We start from the raw sequence: 26,645 nt of genomic DNA on the forward strand, positions 1-26,645 counted from the left end.
AGCGAAACGAAGCCGGAAAATCGAAATCGATTCTACGGGGCAAAAACTATCCTTTAATTACCCCAAGTGGCTTAAACCGCGCCACCCGCAGCGTAATTCCCGCATTGTGCATGACGGAGACGACGTCTGCGACATCCTTGTACGCGTGGGGCATTTCTTCGGCGATGGTGCGTTTGCCGGTGGCCTGGATTTCGACGCCGCGGTCGCGCAGTTCGGCGATCATGTCGCGTCCTACGCTGGCTTTCATCGCTTTTTTGCGGCTCATGTGGCGTCCCGCGCCGTGACAGGAGCTTCCGAAGGTTTCACGCATGGCCTTGTCGGTGCCGATGGTGAGGTAGGAGTAGCGTCCCATATCGCCGGGAATCAGCACGGGTTGTCCGAGATCGCGGTATTTGGCAGGGACGTGAGGATTTTTCGGTCCGTACGCCCGCGTGGCGCCTTTGCGGTGCATGCAGACGCGCTGCGGACTGCCATCCACCTCATGCGTCTCGAACTTTGCGATGTTGTGGCAGATGTCGTACACGGGCTGGAAGCCGGCATCACGCGGAGAGATCGCCAGTGCTTCGAGAAACGCCTTCTCGGCGAGATGCATGATGACCTGGCGATTGGCGAACGCGTAATTCGCAGCACAGCGCATGGCGCCGATGTATGCGCGTCCCTCATCACTGCGCAGGGGAGCGCAGGCAAGCTGACGATCCGGTATTGCAATGCCGTATTTCTCCGTGGCGCGCTGCGTGACCTTCAGGAAATCATCGCAGACCTGGTAGCCGAAGCCGCGGCTGCCGCAGTGAATCAGCACCACGATACCGTCCGTCTCCAGCCCGAAACGCTCCGCCGCTTCCGGGTGATGGATTTCGTCCACGCGTCCGATTTCCAGGAAGTGATTGCCCGAGCCGAGCGTTCCCAGCTGATCGGCACCGCGCTGCCAGGGCCGCGCATCCACTGCCTCCGGATCCGCATCCGCCAGGCAGCCGCCTTCTTCGATGAACTGCAATTGTTCCTCACTCCCGAATCCCCGCTGCACGGCCCAGGCCGCGCCCTGGAGGGCCACATCGCGCAGTTCCTTTTTCGATAACTTTTTTATCGCACGGGAGGCCCCCACACCGGTGGGGACGTGTTGGAAGAGGCTGCTTACGAGCTGGCGGATGCGTGGACGCACATCCGCATCCTTCAGTTTCGTCGCCACAAGGCGTACGCCGCAGTTGATGTCATATCCCACTCCGCCGGGGGAAATGACGCCTTCTTCGCTGTCCGTCGCGCAGACGCCGCCGATGGGGAAGCCGTAGCCCCAGTGAATATCCGGCATCGCGAGGGAATAGCGGACGATACCCGGCAAATGGGCAACGTTGGACACCTGCTCCAGGCTTTTATCCTGCCGGATGACATCCATCATCGCCGCACTTGCATACACGCGTCCCGGAACCCGCATCCCGCCCGTTTTCGGGATTTCCCAGCTGTTCTCGTCGATCTGTCGCAGTTTCATATTCGCTTCCTTTCTCTCGTGTATCGCAGGAAATATTGGGAACATTGTGGAGAGATTCAATCAAACGTAGATGCGCTGAGAGCAACGTGCATTGACACCGATATACAAGAGATATTGACATCCAGAAATAAAAATCGTAAGGTATCAGGAACCTGTGCTGCCTGTATTCTCGCTGTTTCCGTTTCGTGTGGATTGCGGTCTGGTCGACACAGGGGAGAGGGTTGTTTCTTCCCGGGGGAGGAAGCACCCCGTGACATGACCGTCATCGCATCGGCTTTGGATAGTACGCTGCGGGGCTGGTGCCCTGCCTCTTTAAAGCACCGTTCACCGAGTATCGGCTCGAAACAGGAGGTTCGGTATGAAACTCTGTCAGCTCACCCTCCACGCAGTACTGCTCCTTCTTGTACTCGGCAAGGCTCAGGCCGGTTCGTCACAGGATTCCGTCCTCATACACAACGCACCGGTGTATTTCACCGCGAACGCCGGACAGTGGGATACGCAGGTTCGGTTCGCCGCGCTCGGGACGCAGAGTTCTGCGTGGCTGTGCGATGACGGGATTGTCCTTGTTCGATCCAGGAAGTCGCTGAAGTTTCCAGAAGAACTCGGCATCAGTACCAAACCGCGAGCGGATCAGGAGATGGTAAAACTCACTTTTCAGAACCCGTCGCCACGAATGCGGGTTGTCGCGGCGGATACGACCTTCGCTCGTACGCAGTTCTACCTTGGGCGAGATTCGGCGAACTGGCATGAATCGGTCTCCAATCACCGAGCCGTACGGTACCAGAATATTTGGGATGGTGTCGACATGGAATATACCGTTGGAGAGAACGGGGTCCTGCGACAGACTTTTTTTATTGCGCCTGGTACGAATTTGGCGCAAAACTGTCTAAAAGCAAGTGGTGCGGGAGCCGGTGAGATCCGTATCATGCTGAACGAAGCGCTTGCAGGTGCCGCGGTCAATTCGATCTCAAACGGCGGTTTCAAATTCAAGGACACGCTCGCCCTGACGATGGAATACAATACCGGGTTGTATTTCGGTCAGGACCACGGTTGCCATGCAGTGACGCGCAACGGCGAGCTTGTACTGCTGGGATGGACTGGCGACCCGGCGTTACCACTTCGAAACGCCCTTCAGGACACACTCTACGACAGAGGGGCTGTTTTCGTCATGCGATTCGACAGCACCGGAAGAGATTACCGGTATTGCACGTACATCAGGGGAGATCCTCCTCTTGTACAGAACAGACTGCGATCACTGGCAGTCGATTCCGAAGGTGATGCCTATGGAGTCGTCGGTACGCAGGAGGGAATGCCGCTACTCTCGAATACTTATCAGGGTTTTCCTGAGTACAGTCCGAATGTATTGGATACAACCTTCGCACCATACCTGCTCCGACTCACGCCGGATGGCATGCTCCGGGGTTCTACATATCTGGGGGGGCCGGGGCATTTCTGGGTGAAGCATCTCGTTGTCTCGGATCGCGGTGTTTTCGTTGCGGGCGAAAGCAATTACGCACCTCTCCGCACCACGCCCAACGCGCTTCTCGGCTCGAACCGCGATGCCGCGAAACACGCCGTAGCCTGTGCGCGGCTTACGCACGGCCTGGATTCCCTCGTTTTTCTCTCGTACGTCATTGCTATGACGCAGGCCCCGCATGTTGCGGGCGGATTCACCAACTATGTGAGCGACATCAATCCTGACGGAGATGGCAATCTTTTGCTTGCATTCAATATATCAGAATCAGCTAACGACACCGTGACCATCCCCGGTATCGGACGTGGTGAGTACGATGGCTACCTGGTTGCGAAGCTGTCAGCGGACGGTAAACGGATGCTGTTCGCCAGGCACATCGATTTTCCGGACATTTCCGGGGATCGTTGGGGTGGGGTATTTGGAGGCATTTTCTCGGTCAACATTCGCGCCGATGGACAGATTGATGTTTTTGGTAACACCGTCCAGGATTCGCCGGAACCTCCCTCGCTTCCTCCCGGCTGGATCGATGATGCCGTGGTGTCGCCGCCTTCCGGTTCGGGTTCGGACCAGCTGAAATGGGCGATGCGCATGAGCGCCGCGGGAGAATTTCTCTATGGTGTGTACTATGGGCGTTCGCAAGGATTCAGCGCCATGTCGAAGCTCACACGAAACAACACCTGTGGCGGATATTTGTGGACATGCCCGAACATGATCCGGCGAGATATTCTCCGGCCGGTGGATCCCGTCAGCAGTGTGGGGGACACTCTGCACGAACACTTCTTCCTCGACATCGGCGATGACCTGCGTGTGCGCACCGCTACGGGTTGGGACGCGGCGTATATCCCGAAATATTTCGATTCTGACGGAACGCTGTCGACCGACGCACACGGATACTCCTATCTCCTGGGCCGTACGTACTGGAAGGAGAATTATCGGTACTTCAACTCGTGGAAACCGCTCTCCACAGCGGAACTGGGGTTTTTCTATCTCACGCGCTTTCGCTTTTACACGCCCTGCTGGCAGGTGGGATGCGAGATCGTAACGCCGGATACCATTCATATCGAGCGCCGACGAGGGTATTATGCTCCCGACGAATTCACGGTAGGATATACGGTCACCAACTACAGCGCCGCGAAATCCGCGCGTATCGATCATGCTGTGATCGAATTGCCTCCAGGTTTGCAACTTGTCTCAGGAATGCCGTCGCAGCAAATGTCACCGCCTGAGCTGGCTCCGGGAAATTCCGCCTACTGTTCCTGGCGGGTGCGCATCACCGATCCAGGACTCTTGACAGATCACGGCCTCTCCGATACCGCACTGATCCGATGCCGCGTGTATTATGTCGATCCGGAATCGGGCCAGACCTGGCCGATGGGCGAGGAACTCTGCGAGAAGGATATCGTGGTCAATGTCTACGACGAGCCCGACCCGAATCTTGTCTGTACGGTTGCGGGTCCTGATTCGCTGTTCTGGCGCGGATCTGGGTATTCTCCGTTTCCGGGTGGCAATCCCGGACCTGTGACTTATCACGTCACCCTCACGAATCTGGAGAAGGATACGATCGATATCACGTCCTTTATCATGCGTGCCTTCGAGCATTGCCGGATTGTCGGTACTCCGCAGTTCCCAGGCCTGCGGCTTGCACCCGGCGCGACACACGCATTTGATGTCCTCGTCCTTGTCGATCCGGTGCTCGTTCCACGCACGATCCGCATCGAAACAGACGCTCTCGATATCTACAACGTTCCGGTCAGCAGCTGCGCGGCGGAGACGCGCGTGCCGGGTGTGCGGGATCTGCCATGTGCGGTCACGGGTCCTGCCCGGATCCGGTGGTATCCCAAATCCGGCCAGGCGTACCCTGGTCTGCTCACTCTGACGCTGCATCTGGACAGTCCGCTCGACACTGTGCGTGCAGGTGTGTGTACCTGGATTGATACATCATCGGCTCCGCATGTATCCCTTGCACCGGGTGATTCCGCGAGTCGTCCGCCGGTCGATATCGCAGAAGGAGGGACATACGAACCATACTGGCGTTTCGTGCTCGCTCGTCCGCCCTCGTCGAACGCGTCCGATACCATCCGTTTCACCTATGAAGCAGACGGCGTGCAGTACGCGTGCGTGTATGTGATCACCATCGATGTGATCCTGATCGAGAAAAGCGTGATCTGTGATCTCATGGGAACGGATTCCCTCTCCATCGCACAGATCCAAGCGCGAGAACAGGCGCAGCTGCATTACGCGCTCACCAACACCGGTACGATAACTGTGGATGTGGACCGGTACGAGCTCGCCATCGTTCCTGCTGCGGGATTCCCGGAAGCAGGTCTTATCAGTCTCGATCCGCTCGTGCGTGCGGGTGGGAGCATTGATCCGGGCGATGATATCACGATGGACTGGAACCTCCATGCGCTGATTCTGCGTACATCACGCACGGCGGAGTGTACCGTCACCGCGTACGATGCGAACGACAGCGTGCTTGCCGTGTGCACGCACACGATCGCGCTTGAAGGACTCGATGGGCTGATCTGCACGATGACCGCGACAGACTCGGTGCACTTCAATCGCGCGGAACTGCGATATGAGCCTGAAGAGATTACGGCAACATTTTCACTCGAGAACCTTCTCGACACCGAAGAAACGAACATCGAAGCGGTTATAGATCTCACGCAGTCGCCGCGGTTCATGCTCGATCCTTCTGAAACCGCGAGCAAAGCCATCTCCGTCCTCGACAGTCACTCCACTGCGAATCTCACCTGGATTCTCATCCCACAGCCCGCAACTACCGCCGAGGATCAGGAAATCATCGTGCGCTACCGTTCCGATGAGCAGAGCGAGTGGAAAGAGTGCAGCGTGATTATTCACATCGAAGTCTGGCCGGAAGAGATGGGCATTGCCTGTGCAACCGGTGGACACGATTCCCTCTACGCAGATCCGTACTACGAACGTTTCATCCCTAATCCGCTATTCGTGTCGTACACGGTGACGAATACCGGGACAATCGCTCTCACGGGCTGTGAGGCTTCGATTGTCCTTCCTCCCGAATTCATCCTTGACGGATCGGACAGCACGCAGCTATTCACATCGCCGGAGTTTGCAAATCAGCAGGGGGGCCCTGTCCCTCCCGGCACACTTCTCCCGAACGCATCCTGCACGCGGTGGTGGATGATCACACCGTCCACTCAGCTGACGGCAGTAGGAACAGTGGACATTCGCTGGCAGTGGCGCAGTGATCAGCAGGGAAGTGGTGATGGGTGCAGTTCGTCCATCGAAGTCGTCTTCGATTCCCCGGGCAGTATCGTGCTTTCGCCGAAGCACCTGTACTTCGAAGCCGAGCGCGGCGGACCAATCCCCGCTGCGCAGAACGTCCTCCTGTGGACGGGCGGGGGAAACTCCATGCCCTGGAGCATGCAGCCTTCCGAAACCTGGCTGAATGCAAATCCACTCTCCGGCAGCCAGGAAGCCACGGTCGCTGTGCAGCCGAACAGCACGATGCTCGATGTGGGTGGACACGCAGCCGCACTGAACGTGTCCGCAACTCCATCGAATCGCAGCATCGCAGTGACATACGTGATTCGAAAGAGCACCGGTGTTGGCGATCCGTCTCTACCCACCGCGTTAACCCTCGAAGCATGGCCGCAGCCGGTCACGATCGGTGGTATGCTGCAGGTGGCCATTGCGGGTGCGGGAGATGAGAGCTATCGTCTGTCCCTGTACGACATGCTCGGACGCGAACGACTTTCCCGCACGCTAGAAGCTGGCGAACAGTGGAGGATATCTGTGTCCGGCGCACAGTTCACTCCGGGAAGCTACATACTTCGCGTCACAGCTGCGGACGGTGCGCAGGTGTCGAGGCTTATATCGGTGATCAGATGAGATCAATGGGAACGCCGATTTTCACGGGTATTACTGATTTTCGCGGAAGAGGGGGGGGGGGGGCGGATTTGCTGATTTCCGTGTTAACCAGCGTGATTGCGCTGGTGTTGGCAGATACGAAGGCGCCTGCCGACAACGACTCCGCGCAGCGGAGGCGAAAACCACCCACTCCCTTATCGCAGCACATGCAGCATTATGAGTACTATTCCCGAAAAAAAGGTTATTAAATGCTTGCATTGTGCGGTTTTTTTTTTTATCTTTCGGTATCGGTTACGGCAATCCGAAAATATGAGGAACGGTCTCCCTGAAGATCTGCATGGGGGACACCGTGAATTCTACGCCACTGCGGCGATACAGCGATTGTTCTACCAATGAAGAGGTGAGGTTTGGAGACTGGGGATGAAATGTAGCACCGGGTGCAAAGGGAGCGACGCGAAGAGTCGGCATACGGGGCAAAGCTGGGACAGAGGACACGCGGCGAGGGAAGTAGGTTCGCCTGTTTCTGATACCGCAGAGTTATCCGCAACAACATCGTAACCACGAAACCAACGTATGATCGGTACATGGACACCGCTTGGTCGCTTGCGTACCTGGCTGTTCTCCCTGTATCGCCGAGCGCAATAATCAACAGCCGACCTCACGGACCTGAGTCTCCCGCAAAGAAGCATCAGGTGCCACAAGGCCGGCAAGGTCCGTAGACCACCAGTAATTACAGGAATTCCAATGAAGAATTCAACTTTATCGCATGCCGGTGAGAGGCCGTGCGTGCATGTATTGACCGTCACTGCTGCGTGCATACTATTCCGACGCATCGGATCAACACTTTTCAGCATCGCATGCATCCTGGCATTGCTCGTCACGAGCACCCCCGTCACACTGAACGCGCAGACGGAATGGAAAGACAGGTATATCTCGATTGCGAGGGAGAATCAAACAAATCCCACCGTGGCCCAACCAACGCAAACTGCGCAGACGGTGACTGTGTGGGAGGATCGACGTAACGACGCTACCGGTACCGATATTTACATTCAAAGCATTGACAATTCGACGGGGGTACCGCAGTGGGTTGCTGCACCTGTCAATGCCGATGCGGTGAAGGATCGTTTCGATGGCATGGCAGTGTGCCGGGCAGCCAATGATCAGCGTAATCCACGTGCGGCGTATGACGGGATGAACGGCGTGATTGTCGTATGGGAGGATTATCGAAACGACCCCACGCTGCAGGTTGCCGAAATCTGGGCGCAACGTATTGACCTGTTGACGGGATTGCCCGATCCGGCCTGGCCGCTGGACGGGATTCCCGTGTGCCAGACAGGTTATCACGCGGAACGCCCGAGAATCGCAGGCACTATGGACGGCGCGTTCATTACCTGGATCGACCATCGCAACAACCTGTGGTCGCCGGTGAATCGTGACGTGTACGTTCAGTACATTAAAAGCGCATCCGCAACGTTCCCACCACCTCCGACGAATTGGATCGCGAACGGTATTTCCGTCTCCGCCAATCCTCAGCACGACCAGATCAACCCCGAACTCGATGTCGATAATATCGTCACTCTGGACATGCTGGGTTTGATGACACAGGGAGTGGTGATCACTTATCAGGATGACCGGTATCTCGGGGCGACCAGCGGAATGCCGGTCTGGTCGGTATTCGTCAACCGCATAAGCGCGGATGGCAATCAGCTGTATACATTTGGTGGTCTCGGTGGTGATGTTGCCGTTGATGCGTCAACCGGCGAACATCAGCGTCTTCCACGAGTTGTCACAACCGGCAAACAACCGTACGTGACCGATCGCAGGGCAATTGTGGTCTGGGAAGACGATGTCGGTGGGGGAGCGAGCAGTACGGACATCTACTTTCAGGCGATCAGCAATCTCGGCTTTTCTCCAAACAATCAACCGGGACAGCCGTACTGGCAGAACAGTACTCCGGTATGCACGGCACCGGGCGTGCAGACCGGTCCGATTCCAGTACTTTTCGAGTACTTCAATCAAATCTCGCAGACGTACATACCGTACGTCACTGTCGGTTGGGAGGATTACCGTGACTATGCCGTCAACGGGATCGATCTTTACGGCGGGCTGATTGATGCCATCACTCCTGCCGTCGTAAATCCAGGTGCCATGAACGGAGATATCATCAGCGCCCTGCCGTATGATCAGACTCAGCTTTCGATGGACAATATCGGGTTGTCAAGCTCGTACGACAACACGGTGTTTGTCTGGAAGCATTTCAATGGCGTCGAAGCAAACATCCACTATCAGAAGATTTACATCCCTGGCTGGATGCTGCTTCAGCCGCTGCATGGATTTCCGGTCACTGAGGCGAAGGCCGATCAAGTCCTTCCCCAGGCGAACAAGGAGGTCTTTGTCTGGCAGGATGGTCGGCGTGATCCGATTCCTGGTGACAATCAGGATGACGAGAACATCTACGCGCAGACACCCGGCGAGTGCACCGGCCCCACGGGCATGAAGTGGCGTGACAAATTCGCATACTGGACATATGGACACGATGCGCAGAATTACCGGATGGCCAGTGACACCACGGATGGAACAACCTACGTCGTCTGGGATGAAGAGCGCTATCCCTTTGGGCAGCCCGGGGATGCAGCACGCATCGTCTTCATCCAGAAATTCGACAAGGACGGTGTTCCACGGTGGAGCAATAATGGCGTGGCGCTGAGTATCTACAACGTACCAGGGGTGCAACTATTTTCACTGAACGCGTCACTCCCGGACGTATGTATAGACGGAGCTGGAGGTGCCCGTGTCGTCTGGCAGCAGCAGCCGCTAAATGGAAACCCGACGCAAGTTGTTGTTCCTGTGCATATTAACGCCTTAGCGACGATAGATTACGCTAGCGGCGGTTCTTGGCTTTATTATGGCTCTCCCATAATCGAACCACGTATTACGGCAATCAACGACGTTAATCACCATGCTGTTGTTGCAGGCATAGTTGATTATGGAGGTGGGCGCAGAGAGGCTCATTGTGGACTCTGGACAGTTAAAAACAACGTGGTGACTACCCCAATTCAAGCCACAGGATGGTTCCCAAATCAACCAGGGTGGCATACCGATCTGAATGTCATGTATGATGGTGTGAAGTACGTGTATATCTTGACAAATGATGTCCAGAATAGCAATATCGATATCACATGTGTTGATCGATTTACTAACATATCTTATCAGAACAATGTGGTCGCAGGCTACAACGCGTTCGGTGGTCATGATCTCAACCTCGACAACAACGATATTGCTACGGGGAGCGCTGCGCTTGTTGCGTATTCGTACCAGCAAGCACCCGGAGCACCATTTGATGTATACTTCCGACATTGTCGCCTATGGACTTTGTCCGCACCGGTACAACTGACAAACAATGCCGTTCCCACGGACAGCAAATATCCGGCAATTGCGTCGGACAATGTCTTCAACATTGCTGAAATGGGTGCACTGATCGCGTGGGATACAAAGTACACAGTGCCCGGCACCTCCTGGATTTATCACAAGGTCGAATCCAACCGCGTGGCTTTTCCTGGCCCGACAACAGTGTTCCCGGCCAATTTTCAGATTGCCGCAGGTTTGCCAGGCCCATCGTATCCTGATATCACCCGCGTCATAAACCAATCCCCTGGAAACTACTCACCTCGTGGTGTGGTCGTATGGGAAGGTGGCGGAGAGAGTTCTCCCTGTAGCCTTGCGCGTCCAGTGGAAATCTATGCGCAGTACATGGATTATGATCCAGCAAGTGGAAATATCGGAGCGCAATGGCCACAGCCGGAGATGGTTGGTCCTGGACCGGGAAACTATATGCAGACAGGTCCTACCGTGAAACAGTCCATCCCATCAACGGTTGCCGTGTTCTGGGATGATACTCAGACCGGGAACAATGGTATTATGGGCACGCGAATGGATGTCGGAAGTACTGTCATTGATTGGGCGAAGCGAACCCGGGATGAGGCCCTGCCAATACAACCTGGTCAGCTGACGATCATCGATATCTGGCCTCAGCCCGCACATTCCGGATGTGAAGTCGCTATTTCGCTGCATGCAGATGTGGATGCGACGGTCAGCTTCGAACTCTATGACCTGCTAGGCCGACGAATCGCGGTCCTGTATAGTGGGTTCATGGAGAGGTCCGAACTTACGGTCAGATTCAGTCCATCAGCGTATGATCTGAATACCGGAACCTACTTGCTGCGTGCTCGCAGTGAAGAGGGACAGACGAGTCGTACGATTACCGTCGTCCGTTAATTATGTTGTTGCCTCGTACAACACCACACGACGATATGGAGAGGTGGCGCGTGCCACCTCTCCATTGAATATTTTTTTAAATCATCCTGCACAGCATGCGGCACCGCCATGAGATTTCCGAACAACTTTTCTGCATCATTGCTTTTTTTACTCCTCATCCTGACCGCAACCTCATACGCAGGTGATCCACCCATGCGGCGCGATGTTCTCAGCAGGATTCCACTGCAGTTCATCGAGAACGGTGGCCAGTGGGATGCCCCCGTGGAATTCGGTGTGATTCGCGGTATGGAAAAAGCAGCGTTCAGCCGGGAAGGTGTGACGATTTTTCGTCCCCAGCGTCGCTCGGTGGCACTGCCTTCGTATTCTGAGGGTGGGATGTCAAATGGCATGGATGCTGAGATATGGGGAAAAGTTGAGCGGCTTGGGCTGCATTTCATACGGCCGTCTGTCAAACTTCGGGTGACGGGTTCGGGACTGACCGACACGAAGACGAACTTCTACATCGGCAGCGATTCCTCGCGATGGAGTGCGGGACTCGATTCCTTCACCGGTGTACGCTACGCAGATGTGTGGGAGGGAATCGATGTCAGCTTCACGGAGAAGGGTGGTAAACTCGTGCAGCGCATTGACATCGGAGCTGGTGAGGATCTTGCATCGGTAGCTTTCAGTGCCTCCGGCTTTGCACATGGGGAAGCGTTGCAGAGCGCTCGATGGTTTGATGATAACGGACACGCAGTCCCGGCGGGAGGCGGATTCGAACAGTATGGTGACACCATTCGGCTGCGACCTTACCGCAATTTCCTCGAGCGGCGCATGGTGATTGAGACGGAGTTTAATACGTTACTGGGGGGGAGTGGAATCGAAGAGCTCCATGGCTACGATATTGATGAGAAAGGGAGAATCGTCGTGGCGATGTTGACTACGTCGACCGATCTGCCTGTGATAAATGCCTCGCAGGAGATGCACAGAGGTGGTAGCCTCCCTCTGGAGACGGACTACTATATAGCCAGTTTTGATGCCGAAATGCAGATATGTAATTGGTCTACCTACCTTGGCGGCAGCGAGGATGAAGCCTTTCATGCGTATGTAGATTTATTACACGGAGACCTCCGCGGATGTATTACACCTCACCTTGAAAAGCTGGAAACATCGGGATCCAACACATATATGCTTGGGACCACGGAATCCTATGATTTTCCGATTTCATCGAATGCTATGCAGAAAAACCGTCAACCTCCAACGATGGGCGAGACGACAGCAACTACGTTGACAATGTTTGATGATACAGGTCAGCTTGTTCAATCAACCTGGGTTGGCGGACCTGCAATGTTCAGTCCATTCAGTCTTGATGCAAGCAGTCAGGGCGATGTCCTTGTCGGAGGTATTACCAGCGGGGAGCAGTGGTTTGTCCAACCAGGGGCTCTACTGGATAGCAATACAGTTGACCAACCATATGTAGACTCCATAATGACGATCTTGAGTTTCGTCAAGTTCACGAAGGATTTGGACAGCGTGCAAGCGGGCACGTACTTGTTCCCTTTCCCGGGAGTAAAAACGGCCGGGACATCAGGATTGATGACGGAGATAACCGAGCAGGGTGAACTCGTGATTGCGATTCAGCTCGTGGACAGTACAACGCATCCTCCGGCGATTGCATCCTGGCAATCCAGTGGGGGTAAGGAGGATCTATTGGTGTGCAAGGTCAATGCGTCGTTCACCGATTATGTCTTCACTACATGGCTTGGGGGGAAGGTTATCGCAGGATCGGATCTCGCCGTAACGAAGGATGGTGATGTGATTGTTGCGGGTATCGACTTTACTGGAGATCTCGTTATGCGACATCCACTTTCCTCCACATACAGTACAGCAAAAGGAGTACAAAGTCATTTTGTAGCTAAAATTCCTGGTCGGGGAGGAGTTGCTGATTTCGTGACATATCTCCCCTGGTTGGAGAAATCGGCGAATTTGTCGTTTGGCAGCAGTGTAGATGTACTCGATTGTGGAGATATACTCGTTTTTGGTATTGGCATAACCGACAGTATTCTGTTTCAGAATCCCGATGATACCGTATCAAGTGTTTTCCAAAATGGTCAGACACCCTACCTTCTGGCACTTGATCCGACGGGACAAAATATCCGTTACAGTAGCTACTGGCATTTTGACGGGTCGTATCCGAATCAGCAAACGCTAGGATTTGGCGTGTCGGGTGGTCGCCTGGTGAGTGCCCCGGGCAGCCCGACGTCGCTACATACAGAGGTTCACAATGGACAGTTGTATCTCGGTGGTTACATCCCCAGTATCTACAAAGACAGCTTGACCACCTTCCACGAGTTTCAACCACTCTATGGCGGGGGAGAGCAGGATGTGGCGCTGATTCGCACGCGAGCGCCGGGCTGTGCGCTGCTGGCATGTTCAGTTGAGATGGAGGATACGGTACGCATCAGCCGCACGCCGCCGTGGATTTCACCGGAACGCCTGCTCGTGGACGTTGAAGTGGCGAATGTGGATCCGGTGCGCAGCGCGGGTGAGGTGGAATGTGTGCTGACGCTGCCTCCAGGACTCGTGCTCGATCCTTCAACACAGTCCCTTCGCCAAACGCTTTCCGGAACGATCGCACCGGGAAGGACTGAACATTTCACATGGACACTGCGCGTGGATACATCCGCACTCGTGCTCGCTGCGGACAGCGGTCTGTGGATCGATGCGGTGACGTATTACAAGGTCGGTGATAATCCCCGGGAAGGGGCGCCTGCAGCCCTGCCCTGTGAGCATTACCTGCGCTTCGAACAGGTCGAGCATCTCGAACCGCTGCTGGCCTGCAACGTGGAGATGCCGGATTCGATTCTCGTCAATGGCACCGGCGACAACTATTTCCCACAGCCTTTCACGGTACGGTTTACGACGGAGAACACAGGCACGGAAGCAGTGACGTTCGCACGTTTCGGTCTGTATCCCGGTGGAGACATTGGTGCGATCCCGGTACCGGCGAATCAAAAGTATCAGCCGGGTGTGACGCTGCCTCCGGGCGAGACGCACGCGCTTACCTGGCAGGTACGCACCGAGCGCAGGGCAGAGGACCGCTGGATGCGCGTGCTCGTGGCGGGAGAGGACGCGATCGGCAACCCGATCACCTTCTGCGAGCAAGAGGTGTTTGTGCCCGGACTCTTGTCACCGCGCTGTCAACCTGCGTCGACGGTTGAGATACGAGTCGATCCTTCGACGGGCGCGTATACCCCGGATCCGTTCGAGGTCGGCATGACAATGCAGCAAGTGCTCGATACCACGCTTCTCGACTGCGTCGGGGTGATTGACCTTTCTGCCTGTCGTTATGTCGGACTCGCCAGTGGCGAGACCCTGCAGCGTCCGGCCGTGCGTCTTTCGGCCGACGAAAGCGATACCCTGCGCTGGCAATTGTCGCTGTCGTCCATTCCGTCTGTCACTGCGTACGACACCGTCGTCTACCAGACGTATTCCGCTGGTGAGCTGCGCAGCAGTTGCCTGCAGGTGTTTCGTATCGTGACGCTGTCGGAAAACGTCTCCTGTGCCATCACGGCCGGGGATTCACTCACGCAGCAGGACCTGCTCTCCCGTACTCCCGTTCCACTCTCGGGTATCCTGCGCAACATCGGTACTGTCCCGGTGAGCGTGGACCATCTCAGGCTTTCGATACCCGCCGGGAGCGGGGTGTATGCCGACGAAGCGCTCATGCAGACGGGCAGAACCCTGGGACCGAATGAGGACCTTGTCATCGACTGGACGCTGCACGCGCGTATTCTCCGAAACAGCCGCGACGTTTTGCTTGAAGTATCCGCTTTCGATGATACCGACAGTTTGCTCACGAGCTGTATGCACAATCTGCATATTGCGGGTGGACCCGAACTGCAGTGCATGCTGTCCGCTGCAGATACGGTACGATTCGACCGGCAGGGTCCCGCGTATGATCCGGATCCGTGTCCTGTTACCGTAGACCTTCGCAACCTGCTCGATGAAGAAGAACGCAGCGTTGACGCGCACATTGACCTTTCATCTGCAACACGCTTTACGCTGGCAAGCGGAGAAACCACGGAGAAAACCATCACGGTCATCGACAGCCAGGCAACGGGGACGGTAACCTGGCTTCTCATCCCGCAGCCTGCATCTACCGCCGAGGATCAGGAGGTCATCGTGCGCTATCGATCCGACGAGCAGACGGAGTGGAAAGAGTGCAGTGTGATTATTCACATCGAAGCCTGGCCGGAGGAAACGGGCACAGACTGTGCAACAGGGGGACACGATTCCCTTTACGCAGATCCGTACTACGAACGTTTCATCCCTGATCCGCTCTTTGTGTCGTACACCGTAACGAATACCGGGACAATCGCTCTCACGGGCTGTGAGGCTTCGATTATCCTTCCTCCCGAGTTCGTCCTTGCCGGATCGGACAGTACGCAGCTGTTCACATCACCGGAGTTTGCAAATCAGCAGGGCGGACCCGTTTCACCCGGAACACTTCTTCCGAACGCATCCTGCACACGGTGGTGGATGATCACGCCGTCGAATCAGCTTACGGCAGCCGGACCTGTTAACGTAACGTGGCAATGGCGTTCCGATCAGCAGGGAAGTAGTGATGGATGCAGTTCGTCCATCGAAGTCGTCTTCGATTCCCCGGGCAGTGTCGTGCTCTCCCCGAAGCACCTGTACTTCGAAGCCGAACGCGGCGGACCGCTTCCCGCAGCGCAGAGCGTGCAGTTGTGGACGGGCGGAGGATTGTCCATGCCCTGGAGCATGCAGCCCACTGAAACCTGGTTGAATGCAAATCCACTCTCCGGCAGCCAGGAAGCCACGGTCGTTGTGCAGCCGAACAGCACGATGCTTGATGTCGGTGGACACGGAGCCGCACTGAACGTATCCGCAACCCCGTCGAATCGCAGCATCGCAGTGACATACGTGATCCGGAAGAGCACCGGTGTTGACGATCCGTCGCTACCTGCCGCTTTAACCCTTGAAGCGTGGCCGCAACCGGTCGCAATTGGTGGCATGCTGCAGGTGGCCATTCCCGGTGCGGGAGATGAGAGCTATCGCCTGTCGCTTTACGACATGCTTGGACGCGAACGCCTCTCCCGCACGCTCGAAGCCGGTGGACAGTGGGGCATAGCTGTGTCCGGCACACAGTTCACTCCGGGAAGCTACATCCTTCGCGTCACAGCTGCGGACGGTGCGCAGGTGTCGAAGCTTATATCGGTGATCAGGTAGCATCTCGAGACACCAATCAATGGGAACACCCGCCTTCGTCCTGTAATACAGGACTTCGGCGGGCACGCGGATTTTCACGGGTCGTAAGGATTTTCACGGAAAAGGGGGGAGGTCGGATCTGCTGAAATTTGTGGCACTCGCTCTTCCGGCTTCGTTTAGCTCTCGCGTGCCCGCCGTAGTTGCGCGCAGCGTCACGTAGGCGGGCCTTCGCTCTCGCCCTCGCCCTCGCCTTCGCCCTCGCCTTCGCTCTCGCCTTCGCCCTCGAATTCGCTCTCGCCATCGCCTTCGCCTTCGCCTTCGCACTTCCGGCTTCGCTTCGCCCGCACCATACAAGCATTGGTGCATGATATTAGCGATAGCTACGGCGGGACGAGACGCCGCGACATGCGATCTCCTGCAGCACAGCGTAGTCGACACCCACACACTCCCTAATTGCAGCACGTGCAGCAGTATGAGTACTATTCCCGAAAAAAAGGTTTTAAAATATTTGCATTGTGCGGTTTTGATTTTTATCTTTTGGTATCGGTGACAGCAATCCGAAAATATGAGGAACGGTCTCCCTGAAAATCTGCATGGGGACACCGTGAATTCTACGCCACTGCGGCGATACAGCGATTGTTCTACCAATGAAGAGGTGAGGTTTGGAGACTGGGGATGAAATGTAGCACCGGGTGCAAAGGGAGCGACGCGAAGAGTCGGCATACGGGGCAAAGCTGGGACAGAGGACACGCGGCGAGGGAAGTAGGTTCGCCTGTTTCTGATACCGCAGAGTTATCCGCAACAACATCGTAACCACGAAACCAACGTATGATCGGTACATGGACACCGCTTGGTCGCTTGCGTACCTGGCTGTTCTCCCTGTATCGCCGAGCGCAATAATCAACAGCCGACCTCACGGACCTGAGTCTCCCGCAAAGAAGCATCAGGTGCCACAAGGCCGGCAAGGTCCGTAGACCACCAGTAATTACAGGAATTCCAATGAAGAATTCAACTTCTTCGCATGCCGGTGCGAGGCCGTGCATGCATGTATTGACCGTCACTGCTGCGTGCAGACTATTCCGACGCATCGGATCAACCATTTTCGGCATCGCCTGCATCCTGGCACTGCTCGTCACGAGCACCCCCGTGACACTGAACGCGCAGACGGAATGGAAAGACCGTCCTATTGTCCATAAGAAGGAAAATCAGCTTTCACCAGCGATCGCCAGACCAGCCCGACTGGATTACACCATTGTTGTCTGGGAGGATTTCAGGAATGAGGGTGACTATGACATCTACGTACAGAAAATAGACAATGTTACAGGTCTCCCATTGTGGATGGAGCCAGATGGTATCGCCGTATGCACTGAGGAGGGAGATCAACGCTATCCCCGGGCAGCATACGATTCACTCGGTGGCGTAATCATTACATGGGTGGATGAGAGATCTGGTTACAAAAATGTTTATGCACAACGAATCTCCGCGACAACTGGTGAGGTGGATGCGAACTGGCCGTCAGACGGTGCTGTAGTCTGTGAGCAAGATGCCAACTGTGAACATGTAAGGATTGCAGGCACAGCTGATGGTGCATTTATAACTTGGCTTGACTACCGTGATTACTCAAGCGGCGTCAACCGGAAGGTGTACGCCCAGTATATGCTAAGCTCAACTGCGACCTATCCACAATCGACTAACTGGGTACAGGATGGGATCGAAGTAGCTGACAATATTGATGAGGGAGATCAAGCGAACCCGGAAATTGCTAGAGAATATGATTGGGACAGTGGAAAGGCTAATTGTGTAGTCTCGTTTCAGAAGTACGTAGATGTCAACGGTGATATGTATTGGAACGTCTATGCGGCAAAACTTGATGCGACCGGAGACAAAGAGTATGGAGGTGCAGATATTGCGCTAGCTACAAATGAATCTGATCAGCTTTACCCGAAAATTGTCTGCAGTGGTGAAGATGTAAGTAGAGATGAACCACGCGCGATCGTTGTATGGCAAGACTCACGGGAGGATCATTCCAGCCAGCCAAAACTGTATGACATCTATTCACGTACTATCGATGCAGACGGAAATATTCCAGGAAACACTGGAGATATTGTATGCGCCATCGATGAAACGCAGCAGTTTCCAGTCGTTGCCCTGTGGGAGCGGCCGTATGATCCTTTGACATATGATCCCTATATCCCTTTCGTGACAATCGCTTGGGAGGACCTTCGAGATGCACAACAGAATGGGGTCGATATTTATGCAGCAGTGCTGGATGCCAGAGGAGGCTCTCTTGTGAATCCCTATGGATCGGTTGGGGAGGCGATCGCATACGCCACTGATGATGAAGAGCAGCCCGCAATTGACATGGTTCCTTCGTCGTCGGACGTGTTCATCGCTTGGAGGCGGCACGACAGCTCATTAGGAGCGGATGATATCCATTATCAGGAAATTGAAGTCGAGTCATGGTATTTTGGGAAAGCTGCTGGTGGCTGGCCCGTAACGGAAGCGAAGAACGACCAAAATCTGCCCCAGGTGGGCGGGGATGTAATTGTTTATGAAGATGACCGTCGTGATGTGGTGACGAATGATACAAGAGATGACTGGGATATCTATTGCGAAACGCCAGGTACGTGTGTCGGGCCAACAGCGATGGATTGGAGAGACCAGTTTCCCGATGTAAGACAAAGTGGTGACGCAGATAGCGTCCGTTTCGTGACAGATGAAGAGTACAATACATACGTAGTATGGGAAAAGGAAACAGGCGTAAATGGCAATCAGGATGTTTATATTCAAAAATATGATAAATATGGAGTGCCACGCTGGAAGCACGGCGGAATCAGACTAAATACTGTAAGCCTTGCTGGACATCCAGGTGTAGCATTAAGTGATGCATCGGGGGGAGCTCAAGTTGTCTGGCAGCAGAAAGTAAATGGTCGCTATCAAATATGGTATGCAAAAATAGAATCTGCTGGGGGTTATGATATATCTCCCGAACTGTTTGACGCACATCCGAGAGGTGAGTATACGGATCCAGTTATTACCTACACAGATTATTTTGTTGATCCAAGTGGAGGTGACGGCGATCCGGCAATTACCTCGGACTACAAGGCTTATATTGGATTCACATATGACGACAACCTCGTAATAGCTGTGAAACCGGTATCCGGTACTGTTTCTCGTACTCAGATTACTTTAGGAGTGGATATCGATGACTGGTCGAATTTTGTTAAATTGGTCTCACCATCAGGAAAGCACTTATATGGGGTTGCTGAAGGTGGGCCAACTGACAAACGCTGGTTGTCCTTCACAGCGCGATTTGAATCGGCACCGGGAGGAGCGCAAACAACGGATTTCAGTGTCTATACATTTAAGAATTTAATAGACTATGGGGGAATAGATATTGCGCTGGATGAGTACGAAACAGGTGGTAGTCAAGATGCAATTGTTCTTGTAAGTTATTCACAAGATGCTCAATACGGAGCAATGCTACATGCACAATGGTTAAACGCTACCAACCTAAGTGCTAGTACATCACCTGACATGATAATAGGAGTACCAGGCTCTGATTATAGGATATCACATCCAAGACTGGCACCCGATGACTGTCGTGCCGCGAATAGCTACGGTGGTATGTTGGCAACGTGGGACTATGAATTCCCTGTATCTCAAGTCCAGAAGCACAATATCCAAACCGAAAAGCTCACGTACACATATGGACAAAATCCTGCTTCTGTCAGCCGCTGTGACCCAAATGCTCAGATTATCGCAGTGACGAACCAGTCGTATACATGGCCAACAAATCCAGAGATAGCAAAAGTGACTGCCCCGAATGGTATCGATACTCTATCTTTCATTGTATGGGAAGGTCTCACGGAGAGCTGTTCCCCTGCACGTGGGCGGGAAGTTGTTGGGCAGTGGGTAGCATACAATTACTTTCCCAATCCACAAAGAGGTCCACAGTGGTCGAGCGAATTACAGATGTCACCTGGAGCAGGGCAGTATTTGCAAACATATCCACTTGTTCAAACATCAGAAGATAATACGGTCAGTGTATACTGGATAGATGGTAGAGCGAGTGCGGATCTCGTGATGGGTACCAGAGCATGGGGTGGGGCATATGATGCTGTGTTCTGGGCTAAGGAAGCTGTCGCTGATGCTCCGGTTGTCCCCAACGACGTTATCTTGGGTGAAGCTTATCCGAATCCGATGTCTCTTTCTGCCGGGACCCCATCAAACGTTGTAATTCAAATCCAATCTGAACAGACGGTGTCACTCAAGCTGTACAACACGTTCGGTCAAGTTGTTGGATCTGTCTTTGATGGGGTGTTGACCCCAGGATCGCACACAATGCAGTTTGATGTCTCGGCATTACACTCCGGGATATATTATTATGTATTAACCGCTTCGAGTAAAACTAGCACTCGAGGTATCGTGATCGTACGTTAGTATGTATTCTTGGGTAGCTGCCCCGCTCTCACGCACTGTAAGGGTGGGGCAGCACTCATATTGCTATGAAACCGGAACCCCATGAACTGGCCTTAGGATGCTCTATGAGGACGTCACTCGCTGTTATCGTAATTCTGGCTTTATCCTGTAGCGCGCAAGCAAGGGAAACTGGAGATGAACCAATTGACATTCCACGTATGATTATTCGGAATGCAGGTCAGTGGGACAATTCCGTACACTTTGCGATTCCCGGAGAGAATGGATCGCTCTGGTTTCTGAAGGACGGCCTGGCCATCACGCGTCCGAGATCGGGAAAAACGCTACCGGGAGAACTCAGCCTGAATGGCGCAGATGATGGAACTGTCGAGATGGAGATCATCCGCCTGCGCTTTAAGAATCACTCAGACGCCATGCGACTTATGGCAATGGACACCGCAGATGCTGTATCTCATTTTTATCTCTGCGCTGACAGCACGAAGTGGCGTGAGGACGTATCAAATCATGGGAGAGTGCGGTATGCGAATGTATGGGATGGAGTGGACATTGAGATTGATGCACTCGGAAGGTCTGCGGAGCCAGGTTGGAAAGAGATCACAGCAGCTGGAAATGGCCGTCCTGCTATAAGAATTCGGAGTCGTAATGAAATTACGCGTGAAAAGATGAAGTTCGAGCTCCAGCAAGGAAACGGGACAGAGCAATATTCTTATGAAGAGCTTCCAGCAAGCTCATTTATGTGCGCCTTTAGCTATGGCGGTTTTTTCTCTACTTGTACTGAATCAGGGATGATGTATATGTCCGGAGCTACGATCAGTCCGGAATATCCATGTAATAATACCATTAGGAATCCGTTCTATCCTGGGTATCATCACAATACAGTGTTCAAATATGACCCGAAGAAAAAAGAGCTTATCTATAGTACATTTCTCGGACCCTATCAACTTGGCTCTTTCGTTGATAGTTGGATGATTGGTGAGAATCTTGATGTGCGAGACGGTGTAGTTGTCACGATTAGCGTAGGAAATGAGAACTATCCGGTGAACCGATCCTTGCCAGGTTCTTATGGCCCCGTCATCGATTCACTCGATGCTCAGTGCGTAATAAGTGTGCTTGCAAAAGATGGCAGACATGAATATGCGGCTTTTATCGGAGGTCCCGGAAAAATACACCCGGTTTCAATTCATAGTACAAAGAACGAGATCTATTTTTTCGGCTTGGTTTCCTGTACGAATGGAGATAGTATTCGAGCCATCACGGACAACGCCATAGAGCGAACCGCATACTTTATGCATTCAGGCCATGTGTCCACTTCTGTATTCGGAATTGTCTCAAAACAACTGGATACACTTCATTATTTAACATATCTCATGCCGTCGACAGAGCAAGACGCCATGGTAAGTAATACGAATAACCATTATGACATGCATGTAGATGATTCCGACGGCAGTGCAGTATTCATTTATGATGTCCCTGAAGCTGGTTTACAAGATGTTCCATTGAAGCATACACTGATATCAGCAGAGGACATTGCAGGTAATTCAGGGACCTATATCGTAAAGTACTCACGTCTGAGAAACGAATATGAATATGCAACATGGTACGGATATACAGACAGGTCGTTGTGGTTTGAAGCATCAAAACTTGGAAAGAATGGACGGCTGTATATTCTAGGAAAAACATATCCGAGATCGGGTACGCAAGCCCTGCCTGGTTTGTGGACCCGATACGGAGAAGGGATTCCCGATGATGTTGTGTCCACTTCAAAAATACTAGGTGTTCTTGATGAAAAAGGCCAGAGCCTCGGCGGCATCGAGGTTAACACCGGTCTCGATTCTCGCGACGCCCGATGTAATATTGATGAATCGATGTGTGGGATGATCGTTTTCACTGGCAATTTGTATTACCCAAACACATCCAGCTTAGAATCTTATGATATCCTCCCTACCGTTCACGCCTTTGATACTGTGAGTGTTGCAGCACCAGATCCTATTCCTGTTTATGATCTTTATATTATTGCGATGGATGCGGTGAGCCTTGAAGTAGTTTATTCGTCTTATTGGAACCATCCGTTCAAATCCAGAATTCCTTATCCAAAGATCATATCTCGCCCTAATGGATTTATTTTTTATTATGATGGGTATAATCCCAATACAATTACCAGATACCCTGATTGGAAAGTCCTCGGACAGGCGATACCATTGAGTTCATACGGCGTCGACCTACGCATTCCCACACCTTGCTGGCAGTTCAGTTGTGCAATATCGAGCATTGATACGATCCAGGTAGAGAAAACGCGTGGGTATGGTGAGCCTCGAACGTTTGATGTGCACTATATACTTTCCAACATCAGTGATGCCAAAGGTGCACGCGTCCTTCAGGGCACAATCGATGTCCCGCCAGGACTGGAAGTTGTCGCACCCTCAAGCGGACAGCCCATGCTTCCTGCGGAGATTGGTCCCGGCGAATCAGCAAGTTGCACATGGACGCTGCGTGTGAAGGATGCGTCTCTGATAGGTGATACACTGGAGGTGTTATGCAAAGCGTTCTTTGTTGATCCGGAATCCGGCGCGGAATGGCCTGCAGCCGAGGAATGGTGTACGTACGATATTGTCGTCAAACGTTTCGATGAGGATGATCCGCGACTTTCCTGCCTGATTGAGGGACCTGACCGCGTGTACTGGAAGGGTAATGGTTACGCAGAGACTCCGGACGGCGAAGTCGGTTTGCTCCACTATATGGTGACATACACGAACGTTACGTCCGCACCAGTCCCTGTCGCGTCCTTCCAACAATCCGCCATTCCGAACTGCCGCATTTTCCGCAATCCGTTCTGGCCGGGAGAGACCATTGCGCCAGGGGCTTCCGTCAGTTTCCCGGTCGAAGTCCGTATCGATGCACTTCGCTTCGATCGTGACATCATTCTGCGTACCAGCGCTATGGATGAGTACGGTTTGCCTTGGAGTGACTGCGAGATCCACACCTACATTCCCGGTGTACCGGAGCTTCCATGTGAGATAGGAGGACCAGAGAAGATCGTATGGAATACCGCACTGAGTGCAGCTGATCCCGAAGCGCCACAATACACTCTGACGCTCACCAATCCGCTGGACACCGTCCGCGTTGATGTTCGTGTCCGTCTGGATTTGATTTCCGCTTCGGATCTGGGTCCTGCTGCAGGGGATTCCCTCGTACGCGACTCTTTCACCGTGGGGGAGAAATCCGATCAGAGCCTGCAATTCAACATGATGCTGCAGAATCCACCAGCCGTGCCAACCGATGACACATTGCTGTTTGCGATCACGGTGGATGGATTCACGTACTACTGCAGCAAAATTGTGCATATCGATGTCATCGATAAAACAGTGGTGTGCACGCTGAACGCTCCGGATCAGATCGATGAGTCCACCGTGCTCTCCCGTGCTCTCGTTCTATTGCAATACAATCTGACGAACTCTGGTACAGTGCAGGTTGAAGTCGACCGAATCGAGCTTGAAATCGCACCTGGGAGTGGTGTGATGACAGAAGAAGCACTGATTCGCAGCGGAGGAACGCTCACACCAGGAAACAGTATTCCGATGGACTGGAATCTGCGGATTCCTGTTCTACGATCTGCACGGACAGCACATTTTAGCGTAACCGCATACGGCAGAGACGATGAGGTCATTGCCGCGTGCACAAAAGAAATTGAGATTGAAGCTGTGGAGAGTCCCTTATGCAGACTGAATGCAGTGGATACGGTGCGCTTTGACCGGGATCATGTTCAATATGAACCTTATCCTGTTCCTTTGACATCCATGCTGGACAATTTCCTCGATGAGGAAGAAACGAATGTCGTAGCTGAGATTGTGCTCGATCTTGCCACGAGGTTTGAGCTGGATGCCACTGAAGTCGCACAGAAGAGTATGCCAGTACTCGATACGCATTCAACCTCGTCATTGAGTTGGATTCTTCTTCCGCAGAGAGCTTCTATTGCCGAGGATCAGGAAGTCCTCGTGCGCTACCGCTCCGACGAGCAGACCGAGTGGAAACAGTGCAGCGTGATTATTCACATCGAAGCCTGGCCGGAAGAGACGGGCATTGCCTGTGCAACTGGTGGACACGATTCCCTGTACGCCGATCCCTACTACGAACGCTTCATCCCTGATCCGCTTTTTGTCTCGTATACCGCAACGAATACCGGGACAATCGCTCTGACGGGCTGTGAGGTTTCAATTGTACTGCCGCAAGAGTTCGTCCTTGCCGGATCGGACAGTACGCAGCTGTTTACATCGCCGGAGTTTGCAAATCAACCGGGCGGACCAGTTTCTCCCGGCACACTTCTTCCGAATGCATCCTGTACGCGGTGGTGGATGATAACGCCGTCCAATCAGCTCACGGCAGCAGGAGCTGTTAACGTAACGTGGCAATGGCGATCCGATCAGCAGGGAAGTAGTGATGGATGCAGTTCGTCCATCGAAGTCGTCTTCGATTCCCCGGGCAGTGTCGTGCTCTCCCCGAAGCACCTGTACTTCGAAGCCGAACGCGGCGGACCGCTTCCCGCAGCGCAGAGCGTGCAGTTGTGGACGGGCGGAGGATTGTCCATGCCCTGGAGCATGCAGCCCACTGAAACCTGGTTGAATGCAAATCCACTCTCCGGCAGCCAGGAAGCCACGGTCGTTGTGCAGCCGAACAGCACGATGCTTGATGTCGGTGGACACGGAGCCGCACTGAACGTATCCGCAACCCCGTCGAATCGCAGCATCGCAGTGACATACGTGATCCGGAAGAGCACCGGTGTTGACGATCCGTCGATACCTGCCGCGTTAACCCTCGAAGCGTGGCCGCAACCGGTCACGATCGGGGGCATGCTGCAGGTGGCCATTCCCGGTGCGGGAGATGAGAGCTATCGGTTGTCCCTGTACGATATGCTCGGACGCGAAAGGCTGACACAATATGCTGAAACTGCATCACCGGTGGTGATTGATATTGGCGCGCTGCAGCTGTCGTCTGGGATTTACCTGCTCCGAGCCTTCGCTGTTGACGGTGCGCAGGCAACACGAATGATATCAGTTACGGGCATGCGTTGACTCGAAGCTGCAGAAAAAAGCGGATGTAAAGGTAACATCTTGTATCTTTTACTATTCGACAACTTCCCGCTTACTGAAGACATGATGATGAGAGAGCAAATACTGGAGCTCCTGCGATCGAGCAAAGACGAACTTGAACGAGAGTACTCCGTCAGACGCATCGGACTCTTTGGCTCGGTGATCCGTGGTGAAGAAACCGAAGGGAGCGATATCGATATCGTGGTGGATATGGAACATCCGACATTCGATAAATACATGGATTTGAAAATTCACCTTGAACGAGTGACCGGAAGGAAAGTCGACCTTGTTCTGCTCGGAAGCATCAAACCCCGTCTAAAATCGGTTATCACACGCGAGACCGTCTATGCGTGATGCTCGGATATATCTCGACGATATCCTGCATTCGATCAGTCGAATCGAGAACTATGTTTGGCAAATGACCTCCGAGGATTTTGAGTCTGATGAGAAAACCCAGGATGCAGTCATACGGAACCTCGAAATTATCGGTGAAGCTGTAGGGAAGCTACCTGATACAATCCTCCTGTCACATTCTGAAATTGAGTGGCACAAAATCAAAGCACTCAGAAATATTCTCGTGCACGAGTATTTCGGGATCAACATCGAGATAGTCTGGGATGTCGTGCAGAACAAGTTACGACAGTTGAAATCCGGTTGTGCTGATATTCTCGAAGAACTCGAATCCCAGGAATGAAGCCACGTCCCAATTGCTGCCTGTCATTGCCGATGGCTCTGGCAAGACAGGAAGCCGCAACAGGTGCTCTCGCCTTCGCTCTCGCCTTCGCTCTCGCCTTCGCTCTCGCCTTCGCTCTCGCCTTCGCTCTCG

9 protein-coding genes are annotated in these 26,645 nt (G+C 53.6%); 8 read left to right on the forward strand and 1 reads right to left on the reverse strand.

The genetic code is table 11. The features are described from left to right. Positions 1 to 46 precede the first annotated feature (46 nt). Positions 47 to 1,483 carry an RtcB family protein gene (locus KQI65_16920; GenBank protein MCB2206429.1) on the reverse strand — a complete coding sequence of 479 codons (1,437 nt, stop codon included), beginning with the start codon at positions 1,481 to 1,483 and terminating at the stop codon, positions 47 to 49. Between the two features lie 358 nt (positions 1,484 to 1,841). Between KQI65_16920 and KQI65_16925 the strand changes: the two genes are divergently transcribed. The 8 genes from KQI65_16925 to KQI65_16960 all read left to right on the forward strand — a co-directional run bounded on the left by KQI65_16925 (position 1,842) and on the right by KQI65_16960 (position 26,513). Further along, positions 1,842 to 6,830 carry a T9SS type A sorting domain-containing protein gene (locus KQI65_16925; GenBank protein ID MCB2206430.1) on the forward strand — a complete coding sequence of 1,663 codons (4,989 nt, stop codon included), beginning with the start codon at positions 1,842 to 1,844 and terminating at the stop codon, positions 6,828 to 6,830. A 945-nt stretch (positions 6,831 to 7,775) separates the two neighbouring features. Further along, a complete protein-coding gene (locus KQI65_16930; GenBank protein MCB2206431.1) occupies positions 7,776 to 11,084 on the forward strand; it encodes a T9SS type A sorting domain-containing protein in 3,309 nt (1,102 codons plus the stop codon). A gap of 192 nt (positions 11,085 to 11,276) precedes the next feature. Beyond that, positions 11,277 to 16,316: a T9SS type A sorting domain-containing protein gene (locus KQI65_16935; protein ID MCB2206432.1), complete on the forward strand. Its 5,040-nt coding sequence runs from the start codon at positions 11,277 to 11,279 to the stop codon at positions 16,314 to 16,316. A 179-nt stretch (positions 16,317 to 16,495) separates the two neighbouring features. Then, on the forward strand, positions 16,496 to 16,663 hold the full coding sequence (locus tag KQI65_16940; protein ID MCB2206433.1) for a hypothetical protein: 168 nt from the start codon (positions 16,496 to 16,498) through the stop codon (positions 16,661 to 16,663). A 778-nt stretch (positions 16,664 to 17,441) separates the two neighbouring features. Beyond that, a complete protein-coding gene (locus KQI65_16945; protein MCB2206434.1) occupies positions 17,442 to 20,738 on the forward strand; it encodes a T9SS type A sorting domain-containing protein in 3,297 nt (1,098 codons plus the stop codon). 197 nt (positions 20,739 to 20,935) lie between these two features. Beyond that, positions 20,936 to 25,801: a T9SS type A sorting domain-containing protein gene (locus tag KQI65_16950; GenBank protein ID MCB2206435.1), complete on the forward strand. Its 4,866-nt coding sequence runs from the start codon at positions 20,936 to 20,938 to the stop codon at positions 25,799 to 25,801. Positions 25,802 to 25,882: 81 nt separating this feature from the next. Continuing rightward, the gene (locus tag KQI65_16955) at positions 25,883 to 26,173 is read left to right on the forward strand and encodes a nucleotidyltransferase family protein (GenBank protein MCB2206436.1); all 291 of its coding nucleotides are present in this window, start codon (positions 25,883 to 25,885) and stop codon (positions 26,171 to 26,173) included. Continuing rightward, positions 26,166 to 26,513, forward strand: coding sequence for a DUF86 domain-containing protein (locus KQI65_16960; GenBank protein ID MCB2206437.1), 348 nt, complete (start codon positions 26,166 to 26,168; stop codon positions 26,511 to 26,513). Before KQI65_16955 ends, KQI65_16960 begins: the two co-directional genes overlap by 8 nt. Positions 26,514 to 26,645: the final 132 nt, after the last annotated feature.

This window comes from bacterium, assembly GCA_020444325.1.
In the GTDB taxonomy this organism is placed as follows: domain Bacteria; phylum Bacteroidota; class Ignavibacteria; order SZUA-365; family SZUA-365; genus BM516.